Source organism: Cellvibrio sp. PSBB006 (assembly GCF_002162135.1).
GTDB lineage: Bacteria > Pseudomonadota > Gammaproteobacteria > Pseudomonadales > Cellvibrionaceae > Cellvibrio.
In genome coordinates, this window is the sequence record NZ_CP021382.1 from 215,478 (window position 1) to 232,835 (window position 17,358).

Sequence of the window (17,358 nt, forward strand, 5' to 3'; positions counted from 1 at the left end):
CTATTCAGGTAATCAGTAAGCGTTTCATCCATTCGACTAATACTGGGGGCAGCTGCTCAGGACGGGGTAACAATGCATAATCGTGCGTACCAAAAATATACGGAAGATAATTCGCCGCCTGCCGGTCTACGGTCAGGCAAAACGCTCGGACGCCCTGGTTTTTCGCTTCTTGTACTGCCTGACGAGTGTCCTCTATGCCATACCGCCCTTCGTAATGATCGTTATCATTTGGTTTTCCATCAGATAGCACGATTAAGAGCCGATGGGTCGCAGCGACTTTCATCAGTTCTGCTGTCGCATGACGTAGAGCCGTACCCGACCGGGTATACCGTTCTGGCTGTAACGCACTGATGCGCAATGCAATCTCGTTACTGAAGGATTCCGTATGGTGTTTTATGTCCCATATTCTGACCGCTTGCATACCTTCTCCGGAGAATGCGAGCACGCTGTAAGGCTCCCCCAGACTTTGTAAGGCAATCGTCACTAGCAATAGCGCTTCACGTTCCACGTCAATAATACGTTTGTTGTTGGCAATCCAGGAGTCGGTAGAACCGCTGATATCAACGAGCAGCATAATCGCTACATTTTTTTTCAATGCGCGCTGTGTTTGGTAGATAGCCTGGTTGAAGATGCCGCCAGCGCGAAAATCGGTATAGCTGGTAATGTAGGCGTCCAGGTCCAGTTCTTCACCATCCAATTGCTGATGCTGCAAAACTCTCTGCGCGCGTAACAACTCGAACTGCCTGCGGATATTCCTGATGAGGAGTTGATGTTGCAGTAAAATATCGTCTACCCATTGCTGTGAGCCTCCTTCCATTTGAACGACTAGAACTTTCGCGCCTGGGACGCAATAGAGAGTTTTCAGATAATCCCATTCCGGATAAATCAGTTCCGAAACAGCTGTGGTGGTCATTGATGAAAGGAGGCGGGATCGTTTCTCTTGTGGATCGTCCGAGAGCAACACTTCACGAGATTGGCCGGGGGTAGAAATCAATCGAGCTTCTGAAAGTTCGGAAACCAGATCAGCGTATTCGTCGGCTTTTTTTGTGTCTTCCTGATCGACGGGCCGTTGCAAACCCATAGGGTCTTCTGCTTTCGGATGAGATTCATCGCCCTGGACCATCCAGGCATCATTTTTTTTGCGTTTTTTATCCTCATCTTCTGTGGCTTGGCGGCGCTGAGGTCGGCGAGGCAAACGGGCAGACTGGGGGCGATGTTGTGACGTAATGTCCTCGGTTGCCTGGAGAACTTCGATAGGGGTTTCGGCCTCTGGCAGGCGAAATTCACCGGTCCAAAGATCTTTAAGCAAAGGGGCGCTGCTATAAGTTTGCATGGAGTAATTAGCGGTAGTCATTAATGCCGGCAAAAGCTTATTTGCAATCAGCAACGATTGGGCTGGCGATTCAGCTATGGGCAAAAATTTTTCCGCGCTACCACAAGGGTGTTTCAAGATGTTTTGATAAAAATTTTCCAAGGGTTGGCGAGCCATGGAAAAACGTGACAATGGGGGGCGTGCCTGCAATGAAACCTGGCGGAGTTGATTAATTGCCGGGCGCATGCCGGGAAATTCGCCGATGATTATTTCGTCGACCGCATAGGCTTCAACAAGCAGGAAAATATCCCGTACCACAGGGTTTGGCAATTGGTGTAGTAGATTTACGTTGTAACGCATGGCTCGTGTAGCTTGTTGCAAGGCAAGGGTGCGAAATAGCTGGGCCGCCATGTTATCAGTTGTCAACGGGAGATGAGGCGGTAACCAAAGATGGTGCCCATCGGTGGCCGGAATGGCTTGTAAGCACCAAGGTGATTGGGTATGACGAAATACACGCGCTAACAGGGTGGGGTGTGTGGGCGGCTGGGCTGGTCGAATGAGAAAATTTTGCCCGGTGGTGGAAAGAACAAATAGATCCAGACGGTGTGTTATATCTGTTAAAAGAAGATCTGCGCCAGGTTCCGGCCGGCGATGTCGTTGCCAAAGGTCGCGCGCGTAGACCGTCGCGTGTCGAGCGATATCAGTTAATACATCTTCAGCTTCAGCCACAGAAAACCTTACGTGAATATCGCGTCGACAAGATCATTCATTGCAGCGGTCAGTGCTGCATCGTCCGACAAGGGGGCAACGATTGCTGATCGACAGGCTGAATGGATATCCACGCCTCGCTTATGAAGCAACGCAGCAGCAATGAGTAAACGAGTGCTGGGCACTTCTGCCAGGCCGCGGTCATGTAAGCATCGAATCCTGTGCGCGAGCTTGACTAAAGCATGGGCAGTGGCGTGATCTGTATGACTTTCGCGTTTGACTATCTCCACTTCGCTGTCGATATGAGGATATCCCAGTTCAATGGCAACAAAACGCTGCCGTGTGCTGGGTTTTAAATCCTTTAACATTCGCTGATAACCAGGATTATAGGAAATGACTAACTGGAATCCCTGTGCTGCCGTTAAAAGCTCACCCGTTTTATCAATAGGTAATATACGGCGATGGTCGGTGAGGGAGTGGAGAACAACGATTGTATCCTGACGGGCTTCTACCACTTCATCAAGGTAACAAATAGCACCTTCCCGAACTGCCCGGGTGAGTGGCCCATCCTGCCACACGGTACCGTCATGGCGAATTAAATAGCGACCAATAAGATCGTTGGCTGAGAGATCATCGTGACACGCTACGGTAATCAAGGGGCGATTCAGCTTCCACGCCATATGTTCAACCAACCGGGTTTTTCCGCAGCCAGTCGGTCCTTTCAGCATTATCGCAAGAGCTTGTTTATGGCATTGTTCGAAGACGTCAACCTCATTTGCAGTGGGTAAATAATAAGGTTTTTCAAGATTCGTTCCGCGGGTGTGTAACGATTGACTCGCCGTCATAGATTGCTCCGCGCCGACCCGTCGCTCACCCTGTTATCTTCCGTGATAAAACGTGGTGAATAACGGAAAAAATCATAAATAAACAAGGCAACTCCCACAGTAAACAAAGATGCCGTTGCAATAAGCATTAAAAAGTGCACTTGAATTTTGAGTTGCGCATCAAGGTAGCCCATACCCATAATTCTCTCTAGGTACACCTGTCCGATTCCCGCAGTAGCAAATGACAAGGTCATACCAAACATCCCGGTGATTTGTAACCAAAATGCCCAGTAGCCAAGGCTACTTCCTTCCTCTGGTCGGTCACGTGTCAACGATGGCAACGCGTAAGTGATCATCGCTAAAACAATCATGGCATATGCGCCGTAAAATGCTGCGTGACCATGCATCGCCGTAATGAGTGTTCCATGGGTCCATTTGTTAACACTTGGCCAGGTATGCGCGAGTCCGAGTAACCCTGCACCGAACAAGGTGAAGACGGCGCTCCCTATGGTCCAATGCAATGCCAATTTGTTGGGATGGCCCATACCTGCACGCCGAATCGCGCCATAGGCATAGATCGCCATGGCAACTAAAGCAACGGGTTCAAGCGCACTGAAAAAACCGCCGATAGGTAACCAGTAGGTCGGTACGCCTACCCAGTAATAATGATGCGCTGTGCCGAGGATACCAGCGATAAACACCAGGCCCACAATCACATAGAGCCATTTTTCCATAACCTCCCGATCAGCGCCGGACAACCGAATTAACAGGTAAGCGAGGAAAGCGCCCATGATCATCATCCACACACCTTCGACCCAAAGATGAATGGTCCACCAGCGATAAAAAATCGAAACGGTGTAATTTTCGTAATGCAACAGGGCGGGGAAAAATAAAATAGCAGAGCTGACCAAGCCTATCATCAGCACGCCTTCCGTCGTGGTAAAACGGCCGGATTTTTTTATTGTCATGCCGATGTTGTAAAGGAAGATCAGCATACAAATGACGATGACAATTTTGTGGGGTAATGGCTGTTCCAGTAATTTATTTCCCGTACCGTAACGAAATAAATACCCGATGATGGCCGTAACACCCATTAAGGTCCACAAACCGAGTTGAATATAAGCTAATTTAGTGCTGTGTAATTCGGTGCGTGATTCATCGGGTACCATCCAATAGGTGGCTCCCATAAAGCCCGTTAATACCCACACGATCAATAAATTGGTATGAATAACTTTGGTGACGTCGAAAGGCAGGATGTACAGTAGGGGATCAGGTCCGAGATATTTGGACGCGGAAAGCAAGCCGAAGACAAGTTGCAATCCGAATAGCACCATCGCTACCGCAAAATACCAGTAAGCCACTGATTGCGATTTATATTGCATTGTTATTCTCCGTCCGGATACTGGATTGATTTATTTTAAAGTTGCCAAGTAAGCAACCAAATGATCGAGCTGGTCGGCACTGAGGCTGGTTTCATAACCGGTAGGCATGAATGAAGTGCCGTTAGCGGAGTACATCTCTCCAGGAATGAGATGGGCGCTGGGTGAAATAATTGATTCGCGAATGTAACCTTCAACATCGGTTGCCTCGCCCTGGTAATTGCCGGATGCCAGGATATCGGCGGCGCGCGACGCAAGCCCTGCCAGAGTAGGGCCAGCCATATTCGCGCCCGGAGCAGTGGAATGGCAGGCGTTACACGCGGGTGTTGCGGTGCGAAATACGTGCTCACCCTGCGCACGAGGGTCGTCGTCAGGGGTTACCGGGCGAATAGCCGCAGGGTCATCACCCTCTTCAGCCGATATCGCACCGACAGCATCTGCTCCTGGCACAAAGCTGCCGGTTACCAGAATAGGGCGCGGTGGCCATCCCTGATTATCGACTTTGCTCACCCAATCCAGAAACGCGATTAAATCAGAAATTTCTTTCTCACTCAGATCCTGTTTAGGCATCAACCGCCGGTGTTTGTCTTCATCATAAAACTTTGAGGGATCGCGCATGTAAGCCTGTAAGTAAGCCTCGCCCCGATGTTGCGTTATTTTGGTGAGGTCCGGCGCGTAGTAGGCCCCTTCACCAAACAGCGTGTGACAGTTAATGCAATTGTATTTGTGCCACACATCTTTTCCGTGAGTAACCTCTGGTGTAATGTTTTCGGCGTTAGTGAGTTCATCGAACTGTCGGTGGCTATCCAGGGTTAAGAGAAGAAATACCAATACCGATATGCCGGTGGATGCGATTGCAAACATTCTTGCTTGACGATTATTCATAGCTGCCGCCTTTTCTATACGCCGATGCCTGCCCAGTACAAAAGGGAAATTGAAAAGGCATAACAAATTGCTGTTGCCATGGCTAAAAGAACAATAAAGCTGAGGATTTTGAGGGGGCGATAGAATTGTCGGTGTCGCATAATGCCTCACTTAGCTGTTTGATTTTTATTAAAAGCTAGCAAAGTAAAACGGTATTGCAATTGCTTATAACAACTGGAACGCCATTATTTTCTGGCGATGTGTGATAGGTAACAAATAAGTTGGTTTTAACGGGGAATAAGCATGGGCAGGTTGCGCGTTTTTAAACCGCAATAGCATTCGGTTAAACGAAAATGTCATTAAACAGGTATTTCCAACAGCCGGACCAATTCTCCCTGTCGAGCTGTTGGCAACAGATCGGCCAGCGTGTACTTATCCAGGGTTTTAAAAAAAGCCTCAAGCGCTTCCGCCAATACAAACTTTAATTGGCAAGCGGGTGTAATGATGCAGCCGTTAACACTGCCAAAACACTCAACCAATGCAAAATCCTGCTCAGTGTGACGTACCAGGGCGCCGATATTAATATCCTCCGGTCGGCCATTCAGACGCAGCCCACCATTTTTGCCGCGCAAGGCAATTAAATAACCTTTGTTATTTAACTCTTGCACGACTTTCATTAAATGATTTTTGGAGATGTCGTAACTCTCCGCGATTTCACGGATCGTTGAAATCTCTTCGCCTTTTAATGCCACGTACATCAGCACGCGCAGGGAATAATCGGTGTAGCGGGTGATATGCATTTGGTAGCTCTTTAACAGGGGAGGCCGTCCAGGCGGATTAACCCGGACGACCATCCGCACGGGGGCGACTCAAAATCGGCCAGTAAATAAGTACAAATAAACTGAAGGCCAGGGTCCATCCGATAGCGGCAATAGACAAGCCGACACGATAATCCATCACCTGCACGGCGGTCAGTACGCGACTCAGGGCGCCCAGGGTAATGGCCAGATAAATCAATACACCGAAAGGCGGCAACGCGAGCGAGCGCCCGGTATGGCCGAGAGCGACGCGGGTCATGATGCCGAGAATCAATGTGCCCATAGCGCCAACTCCCAGCGCATGTTGCCAGACGCTGGCGGCGACGAGGTTAAAGGCTGCGGCACCTTTGAGCAAGAGCGCAACGACAATCCATGCATAACCCAGATGCAGAATCCACAGCAGCGGCTCGCGGCCCGTTTTCCAGCCGCCCCAGGTCACCAGCCGCGCACCGTGAAGCACACCGGCAATCACCGCAAGGAAGCCCGTTATCCAGGGAAATCCCATCAGCCAATCGGCGGGCACGAGCAAGGCTGTGGTGATCAGTGCTACACGATCAAGGCGCGCCGAGGGCGCCACCGCCGCAATATCGCCGCCGTTATTACGCAGCCAATTGATGGTGAAGAGTGGAATAATTCGTCCGCCGATGACGACCATCATCAGGGTAATCAAATTGAACGCTGTTAACTGGCCAAGGGTCAGCCAGAATCCACTGCCGGTCATGAATCCTGCATGCATCATTCCGTTAGCAAGGGTGAGCAGTAATAGTATGGCCACCATAATCAGGTTGCGTTTGTTGCCATGGGCCAGCAAAACCCGCGCGACGTAGATCGCCATCCAGGGCAAGAATAGCAAATCCACCACGGCGACCCATCCCGCCGGCCACCAACTCGCCGTCCACATCATCACTCGACCAGCCAGCCACAGGCACGCCAGCCCCAACAGCGCGCTGCCGCGCAAGGGTGGTGCGCCCGTCCAGTTGCACATGGCGGTCAATAAAAAACCGGCGATGGCGGCACTGGTTAAACCAAACAGCATCTCATGGGCGTGCCAGTGCACGGAGGACCAGCCGAGCGGAAGTGCCAATCCGCCAAACAAATAACTCATCCACGCACCAACCGTGATCACGCCATAGAGGCCCGTTAACAGGAAGAACAAGCGAAACGGAAAATTGAATAATGCAAAGCGCGAATTATTCATGGAATGCCTCTGGATCACTATAAGCGCGAAGTTCGGTATACACCGGCATATCCCGGTACAGCAGAATGTTGTCGACCGGCGTGGATTGTTCATGGGTTGGTGTCGGGCGAGTAGCAATAAACGTCGCGATGGTAATTAACACGCCTGATAACAGAACAAGCCCCACGAGCGGTAGCGCCGCCCCGATCAACATCAGCCAACTCAAGAACAACATAACCAACGCCATGCGCTTGGCAGAAGAGGGTATCGCCCCCTCGTTGCGCCACGCGGCCAATGGTGAGCGTAGTCGTGGATGATTCACCAACCAGTTGTGAAGGCGGGACGAACCTTTGGCGGAAGCCCAGGCTGCCAGTATTAAAAAGGGCGTGGTCGGCAGAAGCGGGGTCACGATACCAATCAGCCCCAACAATAAAGCCAACATACCTACAGTGAGGTAACCCGCTTGAATAGATTGTGCTAGCCATTGCTTGAGCATGTTGCTTCTCCTTCTTCGGTTTACGTTTGGCTCGGTTTGCCTGTGGATAAAAAATTTGGCTTTTTAAACATGTATTCATTTTACATCTTTAAAAGATGCATTTACAATGAATCTTAAAAAGTGTGCCGATATTTTTTTCAGTACCTTCAATATTCACATCCGCAACCGGAGATAAGCACATGACCATCCTCGACCAAAGCCTCGGCCAACTTGCCCGGAGTATTCCCGGTGCTACGGCCATTTTTCATAAATACCAGCTGGATTTTTGTTGCGGTGGTAAACACAGCCTGCGAGAAGCGGCAGCGGCGCGTGCACTGGATGCCGAGTCACTCGCAGGGGAACTGCAAGCTCTTACACCTGCATCAGAAGGGCAGGACTGGAACAATTTGACGGATGTGGAATTGATTGAACATATCCTGACGCGTTATCACGACGTTCATCGTCAGCAGCTTCCGGAACTGATTCGCCTTGCCCAGCGGGTTGAGTTGGTCCATGGCAGTCACACGGAGTGTCCAGTGGGGTTAACGGCACACCTGGAAGCGATGCAGCAGGAGTTGGAAAAACACATGAGAAAAGAAGAGCAGATTCTATTTCCCATGATCAGCCAGGGTATGAAAGGCATGGCAGTACAACCCGTGGCGATGATGCGTCATGAACACGATGACCATGGCCAGGCCTTGGCCAGGATTGAGCGTGTTACCCGCGGCATTACGTTACCTAAGGGTGCATGTAATACCTGGCGCGCACTGTATCTGGGATTGGCCACCCTGCGAACGGATTTAATGAACCACATTCATCTGGAAAACAACATTTTATTTGATCGCATCGATGGCCAACTTGAGGGCGCACGTCATGGCTGAATATCGCAAACTCTGGTGGCTGTTGATCGCCATCCTCATGGTTACCTTTGGCATTCTGGGCTACTTCGGTCGTGAAGTGTATCGCCAGGCACCGCCGATTCCTGGGCAGGTGATTAGCGATAGTGGTGGGGTGTTGATGACCCACGACAGTATTCTTGATGGTCAGACCGCCTGGCAATCGGTGGGTGGTATGCAGTTGGGATCGATCTGGGGGCACGGTGCTTACCAGGCCCCCGATTGGACCGCTGATTGGTTGCACCGCGAATTAATGATGTGGCTGGATCTGGCGGCGCGCGATGTATTCGGTAAACCTTACGATGCACTGGACGGTGCGCAACAACACTCGCTGCAATACGATTTGAAGAAGGACTACCGGACCAACCGCTATAACCCTGACACCGATACACTGATGGTCAGTGATAGACGCGCGCAGGCCATTGAAAAAACCGCTGCCTATTACGCCAGCCTGTTCAGTGCAGAGCCAGAGTTGCGTAGCACCCGCGTCAGTTATGCAATGAAAGAAAATACCTTGCCTGATGCAGAACGCCGTGAACGATTGACCGAGTTTTTCTTCTGGACGGCGTGGGCGGCTGCTACTGAGCGGCCTGATAGTGAGGCCACTTACACCAACAATTGGCCTCATGAACCGCTGATTGATAATAAGCCCACTGCGGAAAATATTATCTGGTCGATAGCCAGTGTGATCTTGCTGATCGCCGGTGTAGGCGGACTGATCTGGGCGTGGGCATTCCTGCGTAAAGAAGATGAGCATGAACCCGCCGCGCCGGAAAGAGATCCCATTTCATTGGTATCGCTGACGCCGTCGCAGCGTGCATTGGGTAAATATCTATTTCTGGTGGCGGCGCTGTTCTGCTTTCAGGTGATGCTGGGCGGCTTTACCGCGCACTACACCGTAGAAGGGCAGGAGTTTTACGGCATTGATGTCTCGCAATGGTTTCCTTATTCGTTGACTCGCACCTGGCACATTCAAGCGGCATTGTTCTGGATCGCCACCGGTTTTCTCGCAGCGGGTTTATTTCTCGCACCGATTATCAACGGCGGTAAAGATCCAAAATTCCAGAAGCTCGGCGTTGATATTTTATTCTGGGCCTTGGTAGCAGTTGTTGTCGGTTCTTTTGTCGGTAACTATCTGGCAATTGCCCATATTATGCCGGCAAACCTGAACTTCTGGTTGGGGCATCAAGGTTATGAATATGTCGACCTTGGGCGCATCTGGCAAATCGGAAAATTCACCGGCATCGTGTTATGGCTGGTGCTGATGTTGCGCGGCATTGTGCCGGCGCTGTACAAACCGGGCGATAAAAACCTCCTCGCACTATTGACCGCATCGGTGGTGGCTATCGGTCTGTTTTATGGGGCAGGTTTCTTTTACGGTGAGCGCACAGTGTTATCCGTGATGGAATATTGGCGCTGGTGGATCGTGCATTTATGGGTAGAAGGTTTCTTTGAAGTCTTTGCAACCGCCGCGCTGGCTTTTATCTTTTGCAGCATGGGCCTGGTGTCTCGCACCATGGCCACCGCGGCAAGCCTCGCATCAGCGTCGTTGTTTATGTTGGGCGGGATTCCTGGCACATTCCATCATCTGTATTTTGCCGGTACCACCACGCCGGTCATGGCAGTGGGCGCGACCTTCAGTGCGCTGGAAGTTGTACCGCTGGTGGTATTGGGTTACGAAGCCTGGGAAAACTGGCGCTTGAAAAATCGTGCCGTCTGGATGCAACACATTAAATGGCCGCTGATCTTTTTTGTGGCGGTGGCATTCTGGAATATGTTGGGTGCCGGTGTATTGGGTTTTATGATCAACCCTCCGGTAGCGCTTTATTATATTCAGGGGCTTAACACCACACCGGTGCACGCACACGCCGCACTCTTTGGTGTGTATGGTTTCTTAGCCCTTGGTTTTACCTTGTTAGTGCTGCGCTACATTCGTCCGGACTTTGTGTTTAACGACCGCTTGATGAAAGTGGCATTTTGGTGGTTGAACGGCGGCTTGGTGTTAATGATTTTTACCAGCCTGTTGCCCATTGGTGTCATCCAGTTTTATGCGAGTGTGTCGGAAGGCCTGTGGTATGCGCGCAGCGAGGAATTTATGCAGCAGGACTTACTGCAAACACTGCGCTGGGTCCGCACCTTTGGTGATGTGGTATTTATCATCGGTGCCCTGGCGGTGAGTTGGCAGGTAGTATTAGGGGTGTTCGGGCGTCAAGGATCAACCGGCGCGCTGATCATTGATCCACGAAAAGATTCGGCGCCGGCAGAGAAAATATGTTGTGGCAGCTGTGGTGGTGCCGATCACTCCTAAGATAATTTGGATATTTTGGACTTATCGCCGGTCTTACGCCTGCCCAACGAAAAGGGTTGCAACCAAAGCCTTTTTAGCATGTCCGGCGATAGAGCCCTGTCGGGTGATAGCGTTTCAAGTAACGTGATTACAACCTATGCGGAGATTTTTCCATGAAGATGAAATACCTGATTCCCATTCTTTTTTCTGCATTCACCATGCAGGTGCTGGCAGATGATTGCAGCGTAACCGTCGACAGTAATGATGCAATGAAATTCGATAAAGACCAAATTGTCGTAGATAAATCTTGCAAGGAATTTACGATTAACCTGACGCACTCGGGCAAACTCGCCAAGAACGTCATGGGACACAATATTGTCATTACCAGGACGGAGGATGCCCGCCCTGTTGCCAATGATGCCATTGCGGCCGGCTTGGATAATCACTATGTTAAACCGGAAGACGAACGTGTGATCGCCTTTACCGACATTATTGGAGGCGGTGAGAAAACCTCGGTCACCTTCTCAGTTGACAAACTTAAGGCGGGCGAAGATTACACTTTCTTTTGCTCATTCCCGGGCCATATTGCCCTCATGAAAGGCGCTGTTTCGTTGAAATAGATTGTTGCCCGTCAGTGGATACCGACGGATATGTTTCCATCGGTGTCCCTGGGTAAATTTTCTCATTGATGTATAGTTTATATTAAGACCTCGGTGGAGTCGTCCATGAGTAATGTAGAGCAGCGACTGGAGAAAATTCTTGATCATGTGAAAAGACATAATCAAGGAGAACATGAATTTCATCAGGCGGTAAAGGAGGTTATTGAAACGCTTGGTCCCGTATTGCGTAAACACCCTGAGTACGCAGAGCAGAAAATTATTGAGCGCATCTGCGAGCCTGAACGACAGATCATTTTCAGAGTCCCCTGGATGGACGACAATGGGGAAGTACAAATTAATCGCGGTTTTCGAGTCGGTTTTAACAGTGCTTTGGGACCTTACAAAGGTGGGCTGCGTTTTCATCCCTCGGTATATTTGGGCATCATCAAATTTCTGGGATTCGAGCAGACATTTAAAAATGCACTTTCCGGGATGCCAATCGGGGGAGCAAAAGGTGGCGCTGACTTTGACCCGAAAGGTAAATCTGATAGTGAAGTCATGCGTTTTTGCCAAAGTTATATGACAGAGTTGTATCGTCATATCGGAGAAATGACTGACGTGCCCGCAGGCGATATCGGTGTTGGTGCCCGCGAAATCGGCTATCTGTTCGGCCAGTACAAACGCATTACTAATCGGTACGAATCCGGCGTGCTTACCGGAAAAAGTCCCCAGTGGGGAGGGGCTCTCGTTCGTCGTGAAGCAACGGGCTATGGGGCCATTTTTTTTGCGCAGGAAATGTTAAGGGTTCGGGGGGAATCATTGGAAGGAAAGACCTGTATTGTTTCAGGCTCTGGAAACGTGGCGATATATGCGATAGAGAAACTTCAACAATTGGGTGCGCGCGTCGTTGCATGCTCCGATTCGGGCGGTGTAATTTACGATAAGCGCGGTCTCGATCTGGATTCAATAAAAAGAATTAAAGAAGTGGAGCGTAAACGTATTAGCGAGTATCACCAAATACATCCGGAAGCGGAATATTATGCAGAGGGTGTTATCTGGAATATCCCCTGTGATTTTGCATTCCCTTGTGCAACGCAAAACGAAATAAGCGAAGCATCTGCGCGGAAACTGCTGGAGAACGGCTGTATCGGTGTTTCGGAGGGGGCGAACATGCCTGTTACGCCCAAGGGCGTGAAGCTGTTTCTGGATGCCGGTATCGCCTACGGGCCGGGCAAGGCGGCAAATGCTGGTGGCGTAGCTACCTCAGCGCTGGAAATGCAACAGAATGCCAGTCGTGATACGTGGTCATTTGAGTATACGGAGGATAGACTTCAAAAAATCATGGCAAACATCCACGCCAACTGTTTTGAAACGGCGGCCGAATATGATTCTCCCGGCAACTATGTGGTGGGGGCTAATATTGTCGGCTTTAAACGTGTTGCTGAAGCGATGTTGGCGTTTGGTTTGATTTAGCGGTTCGTCCTCTCTTTAGGTGTTATTAAAATTTCTTCTGCACTGTTGCCGATTCATTATCGGCAACAGTAGTGTTTTTCCCATAAAATCTAGCAATTATTGCACATCCGATTGCCCTAATTTATCGGCCTGCCTAACTGTTTAAGCGCATTTAATCGCGCCACATAACTTATCTTAAATATCGCCGGAAAGATGATAAGCAGAATATGAAGTATCACCTGAACAGGGATGCTTAAAGTCACAGCTGACCCATAGGCGAGATAGATGATAGACAGAGACAGAATTAATGTAACTGCCATTGACCAGTGCGCGGCTTTTAACAATCTTTTAGCGTGCATTTCATAAATCCTGTCGAGAGGTTTAGGGTGTTTACTTTTATGAAAAAAAGAAAAAATATCGTTGATTTGATCATAGACAAATCACAGGGAAAAAAATACCGATTCTAACTTTTATTGTGTGGCAGATGGCTTTTTAAACGGCTAGGCTTTAATTGTTCGGATCTTGTAAAAAATATAATTCGTTTCCGAATATTAATGCACAATCATATTCTGGGTTGTGTGAGGTAAATCCTTAAAGGAGACGCTTTATGAAACATGCTGTCATGCTATTAATGTTAATCGGGATGCTAAATAGCTCGCTGCTATTTGGTCAGTCCCAGGACACGGATGTTAAGCCCCGGCCAGATGTCCGTTTTACTTTGCGTACAGATATCGCTGAGGGACGCCTGGTTTATGTTAGCGAATCGGGCCCAACTAAAGGCCAGGTCAATCCAGAGTTGCGCGTACCTGAAAATGCGGTAGTACAAATTTCTGTCACCAATGGCGATGGCGCTATTCATGACATTGCGGTACCGGAATTTGGTGCGCAATCGGAACAGGTTATCGGTAAGGGAGCCGCAACCGCCATTGTGTTTCGTGCGAGTAAAAGCGGCACCTTCGAATATCTGTGTACACTACCAGGCCACAAGGCGGCGGGAATGTTTGGAAAACTGATCGTAGGCGACGCCCCTGTTGTAAGCGATAGTCATGTGCGGGACTTGTCTAAAAATCCTAATGAAGTTGGCAAATCCGTAGGTAAACGGGCTCCAAAACATGTCGTTGTTGATCTGGTTACCACAGAGGTGGAGGGTAAGTTAGCTGAAGGCAGCACCTACCGGTACTGGACATTCAATGACACGGTGCCTGGGCCATTCATCCGCGTGCGCGTAAACGACACGGTGACAGTGAATATGAAAAACGACATTAATAGTACACATATTCATTCGGTGGATTTCCATGCGGTAACCGGCCCGGGAGGTGGTGCTGCGGTTACTCAGGCGCCCCCCGGACAATCCAAAAGTTTTACGTTTAAAGCGTTACAGGCTGGCCTTTATGTATACCATTGTGCAACACCGATGGTGGCCCAGCATATTACCAATGGTATGTATGGCATGATTCTCGTTGAGCCTGAAGAAGGTTTGCAGCCCGTTGATCGCGAGTTCTATATTATGCAGGGTGAGCTTTACACCGCAGAACGACATGGCTCCGCCGGGCGCCACGAGTTTTCATTACAAAAAATGCTGGATGAAAAGCCTGAACACATGATGTTTAACGGCAACATGGCTGCGTTAACAAAAACCCATAAACTTGAAGCTGATGTGGGCGAAACTGTGCGCATATTTTTTGGTGTGGGCGGCCCCAATCTCACCTCCAGTTTTCACGTGATCGGTGAGATATTCGATAAAGTCTATGATCAAGCCTCGCTTACCAGCCCTCCGCTTACCAACGTTCAGACAACGCTGGTTCCCCCAGGGGGAGCGACGATGGTGGAGTTTAAGGTTGATTATCCTGGCAACTATCTCATCGTGGATCATGCTTTGGCTCGGGCCGAAAAAGGTTTGGCTGGGATACTAGTTGTTAAAGGTAAAGCGGACCCCACGATCTTTCACACTAAAGAAGCTTTTGATACCAACCATAACCACTAAAGAACCTACATATAACAAGCGAGTCGGTTAAATAGGCTCGCTTATAATTTTACATGCGATGTATAACCATATCTTACGTTTCCCGCACTTCCCAGGAGAAAACATCAATGTTTGAGCGCTTAGCGAAGGGCGATCTCAATTAAAAAACCGCATAAATTTAACAGCTAACGCGACAGCTTGAAAAATGCCGGAACACCCAATTGAAACTATGTGTTCATTGCCAAAAATGTCCCGCTAGATAAATAAATTATTCCACCTCTAAGCGAGATGGTGGAGCTTACTGTTCCTCTCGTCGATTACATGGATGATTGTTCTTCGTTTGATTTTATGTTTCTAGAAGAAAAAATTGGGGGTACTTATGGGGGTTCTTGGTTATTTCGAATAAATAAAAGTATATGTAAATCAATATATTATTAACGTTATTTAAGTGATCCCGAGGCGCCATACAAAACAAAGGCTTAGCTTTAACAGCTAGGCCTTTTTTATTTCTGCCTAAACGCCTGCAAAAATTCAGCAAAGAAATTTAATCAAATCCATCAGATTTTTGGCAGACAACGCCGCTTTAAGCCATTACAATTCACGTTATTCAGCGCGATAACGATAATAAAAGCTCATCCCGTCAGGGGGTGGGCTTTTTTTATGCCTGTCAGGTTGCGCTGACAATAATCCCTTCGTTTAGTAGTTGATGTGGAGTGCGCCATGTTTCCTTTATTGCGTTTGATGGTATTGAATCATCGGGTTATCAGCAGGGGCAAAATGACCGGGTTCTTAAATATTGAAGGGAAGCGCGCAGACGGTTATTGGTTTTAACGCCTGGTGTTGCACCAGGCTCTCTTACTTTCGATATTGATGTGGTGATATTGAAGGTTCGTTGCTTTCCATACTGAATGCGGATTTCTCAAAGCGCCTCGGTCTCCAGTGTCGGGTACCTCTGCACATCGGCGTTGTGTGGCAAGACTTCAGCGAATGCTTGCTCAATAGCAGCAGGTTCTCTTTCCCGTTTAATGCGTTCAAAAAATACGTCAGCTTGCGGATATTGCAAGCGCAAATACATCAGCCATTGTTTGATTCGGTTGCCGCAGTTTTTTTCCAGATAGCACGGCTTGGTTTGCTGATAATATTCAAACAATAATCTGCAAATATCGCCCCAGGAAAGTGGCCGATATTCTTCTCCATGTAAATCTGCTTTGATACGTCGAGCCAGGTCCGGGCAGGCGAGAAGGCCGCGTCCCAGCATCACATCGTCGCAGCCGGATTGCTCACGGCAGCGATGATAGTCCGCCAGGTTCCAGATTTCTCCATTAGCCACTACCGGTATGGCAAGACGTTGGCGAATGTCGGCGATGTATTCCCAATAGGCGGGCGGCTTGTAGCCATCGGCCTTGGAGCGAGCATGAACGGTAAGTTCACTGGCTCCGGCATCGGCCACGGCTTGCGCGTTATCCAGATAGCTGCTGCGATCGTCGTAACCCAGGCGGATTTTGGCGGAGACGGGAATATCCTGGGGGACAGCATCGCGCACGGCCTTGACGATGCTGTATACGCGATCCGGCTGCCGCAACAGGCAGGCTCCACCATCGCTTCTATTAACGGTTTTTGCCGGGCAACCAAAATTGAGGTCAATGGATTTAGCTCCGGCGCGCACAGCTTCCATGGCATTGATCGCCATGGGCTCCGGCTTGCCTCCCAGTAATTGCAGTTTTACCGGAACGCCGTTGGGGGTAAGGCAATTGCGCTCAAGCTCGGGGGCAAAGCGAAAAAATACCTTGTAGGGTAAAACCTGTTCCGTTACCCGAATAAATTCTGTTACACAGCCGTCAAGCCCACCGATTTGTGCAAGCAGTGCTCGCACATGGTGGTCCACGACGCCCTCCATCGGGGCCAGCATGATTCTCATGGGTTAAGTGGATCTCGTTGCGTTTACATCATTGTTGAAGGCCGCTATGGCGGCGTGTGCGCATTCTACGCTTGATTGGAAAAGGGTGCAGGTTGTTGGGCAATAAATAGTTTAATGGCGGTTATGGGAAGGTCATACACTAGCAGCTACATTTTCAATAAAACATTGAAAAATAATGAAAAATTGAGTGTTTTGTAAGTGAAGGTCAGGGGTTGGAATAGGCCCAACTCGATGGGTTTGGTTGCGGTGGTTAGGCAATCAAGCTACATTGTCGCCCCTCTCGCCTGTCTGGAGCGATTGTTGCTAACGCGATCGAGGCAGAGTTCATGAATAATTCATATAAATTCCCGCCAAGTCGGGTCTCAATCTCTGCAACTTGATTTGCAGGCACAGGAAAAGGGCGGTCATATGCAGGACTCTTTGATGCAACAGGGTGTCGATCTCATGCTTTACGGTATGGGGACTGTGGTGATATTTCTGGCCATTCTGGTGGTTTGCACGACGCTGATGTCGCGTATGGTACAGCGCTATTTTGCTGAACCTGACGTACAAGCTGCATCGGTCAAGATGGTTGAGGCAGACCACGATGTAGTCGATGCGCGTTTGCTGGCGGTTATTAAATCTGCACTGGATCAGCATCGGGCAAAACGACGTTAATCAACACTGTGTGCATGAATGAGTACAAA

14 protein-coding genes are annotated in these 17,358 nt (G+C 49.3%); 6 read left to right on the forward strand and 8 right to left on the reverse strand.

The features are described 5' to 3' along the window. Positions 1–4 precede the first annotated feature (4 nt). From CBR65_RS01035 to CBR65_RS01065, 7 genes are all read right to left on the reverse strand, one after another. The gene (locus CBR65_RS01035; protein WP_087465138.1) at positions 5–2,041 is read right to left on the reverse strand and encodes a nitric oxide reductase activation protein NorD; all 2,037 of its coding nucleotides are present in this window, start codon (positions 2,039–2,041) and stop codon (positions 5–7) included. Between the two features lie 8 nt (positions 2,042–2,049). Beyond that, the gene (locus tag CBR65_RS01040) at positions 2,050–2,865 is read right to left on the reverse strand and encodes a CbbQ/NirQ/NorQ/GpvN family protein (RefSeq protein ID WP_087465139.1); all 816 of its coding nucleotides are present in this window, start codon (positions 2,863–2,865) and stop codon (positions 2,050–2,052) included. After that, positions 2,862–4,226 carry a cbb3-type cytochrome c oxidase subunit I gene (locus CBR65_RS01045; RefSeq protein ID WP_087465140.1) on the reverse strand — a complete coding sequence of 455 codons (1,365 nt, stop codon included), beginning with the start codon at positions 4,224–4,226 and terminating at the stop codon, positions 2,862–2,864. The genes CBR65_RS01040 and CBR65_RS01045 overlap by 4 nt, the downstream gene beginning before the upstream one ends. Before the next feature lie 30 nt (positions 4,227–4,256). Then, entirely contained in the window at positions 4,257–5,108 is an 852-nt protein-coding gene (locus tag CBR65_RS01050; protein WP_087465141.1) for a c-type cytochrome, read from the reverse strand. A 338-nt stretch (positions 5,109–5,446) separates the two neighbouring features. After that, the gene (locus tag CBR65_RS01055) at positions 5,447–5,887 is read right to left on the reverse strand and encodes an Rrf2 family transcriptional regulator (protein WP_087465142.1); all 441 of its coding nucleotides are present in this window, start codon (positions 5,885–5,887) and stop codon (positions 5,447–5,449) included. 37 nt (positions 5,888–5,924) lie between these two features. Further along, complete coding sequence (locus CBR65_RS01060; RefSeq protein ID WP_087465143.1) at positions 5,925–7,103, reverse strand: NnrS family protein; 1,179 nt, start codon at positions 7,101–7,103, stop codon at positions 5,925–5,927. Then, the gene (locus CBR65_RS01065) at positions 7,096–7,578 is read right to left on the reverse strand and encodes a YbaN family protein (RefSeq protein WP_087465144.1); all 483 of its coding nucleotides are present in this window, start codon (positions 7,576–7,578) and stop codon (positions 7,096–7,098) included. The genes CBR65_RS01060 and CBR65_RS01065 overlap by 8 nt, the downstream gene beginning before the upstream one ends. Positions 7,579–7,757: 179 nt before the next feature. Here CBR65_RS01065 and ytfE point away from each other — a divergent pair, with 179 nt between their 5' ends. The 5 genes from ytfE (at position 7,758) to nirK (ending at position 14,775) form a co-directional block, all read left to right on the forward strand. Next, positions 7,758–8,438, forward strand: a complete 681-nt coding sequence (gene ytfE / locus CBR65_RS01070; protein WP_087465145.1) for an iron-sulfur cluster repair protein YtfE — start codon at positions 7,758–7,760, stop codon at positions 8,436–8,438. After that, positions 8,431–10,761: a nitric-oxide reductase large subunit gene (locus CBR65_RS01075; RefSeq protein WP_087465146.1), complete on the forward strand. Its 2,331-nt coding sequence runs from the start codon at positions 8,431–8,433 to the stop codon at positions 10,759–10,761. Before ytfE ends, CBR65_RS01075 begins: the two co-directional genes overlap by 8 nt. A gap of 152 nt (positions 10,762–10,913) precedes the next feature. After that, positions 10,914–11,360: an azurin gene (azu, locus tag CBR65_RS01080; RefSeq protein WP_087465147.1), complete on the forward strand. Its 447-nt coding sequence runs from the start codon at positions 10,914–10,916 to the stop codon at positions 11,358–11,360. 105 nt (positions 11,361–11,465) lie between these two features. Continuing rightward, entirely contained in the window at positions 11,466–12,812 is a 1,347-nt protein-coding gene (gene gdhA / locus CBR65_RS01085; protein WP_087465148.1) for an NADP-specific glutamate dehydrogenase, read from the forward strand. Between the two features lie 586 nt (positions 12,813–13,398). Beyond that, positions 13,399–14,775: a copper-containing nitrite reductase gene (gene nirK, locus CBR65_RS01095; RefSeq protein WP_198300849.1), complete on the forward strand. Its 1,377-nt coding sequence runs from the start codon at positions 13,399–13,401 to the stop codon at positions 14,773–14,775. A gap of 898 nt (positions 14,776–15,673) precedes the next feature. Here nirK and CBR65_RS01100 read toward each other — a convergent pair. Then, positions 15,674–16,672 (reverse strand): tRNA-dihydrouridine synthase, encoded by a 999-nt coding sequence (locus CBR65_RS01100; protein ID WP_087465150.1) that lies wholly within the window; start codon positions 16,670–16,672, stop codon positions 15,674–15,676. A gap of 408 nt (positions 16,673–17,080) precedes the next feature. Between CBR65_RS01100 and CBR65_RS01105 the strand changes: the two genes are divergently transcribed. Further along, positions 17,081–17,329 carry an OadG family protein gene (locus CBR65_RS01105; protein ID WP_087465151.1) on the forward strand — a complete coding sequence of 83 codons (249 nt, stop codon included), beginning with the start codon at positions 17,081–17,083 and terminating at the stop codon, positions 17,327–17,329. Positions 17,330–17,358 lie beyond the last annotated feature (29 nt).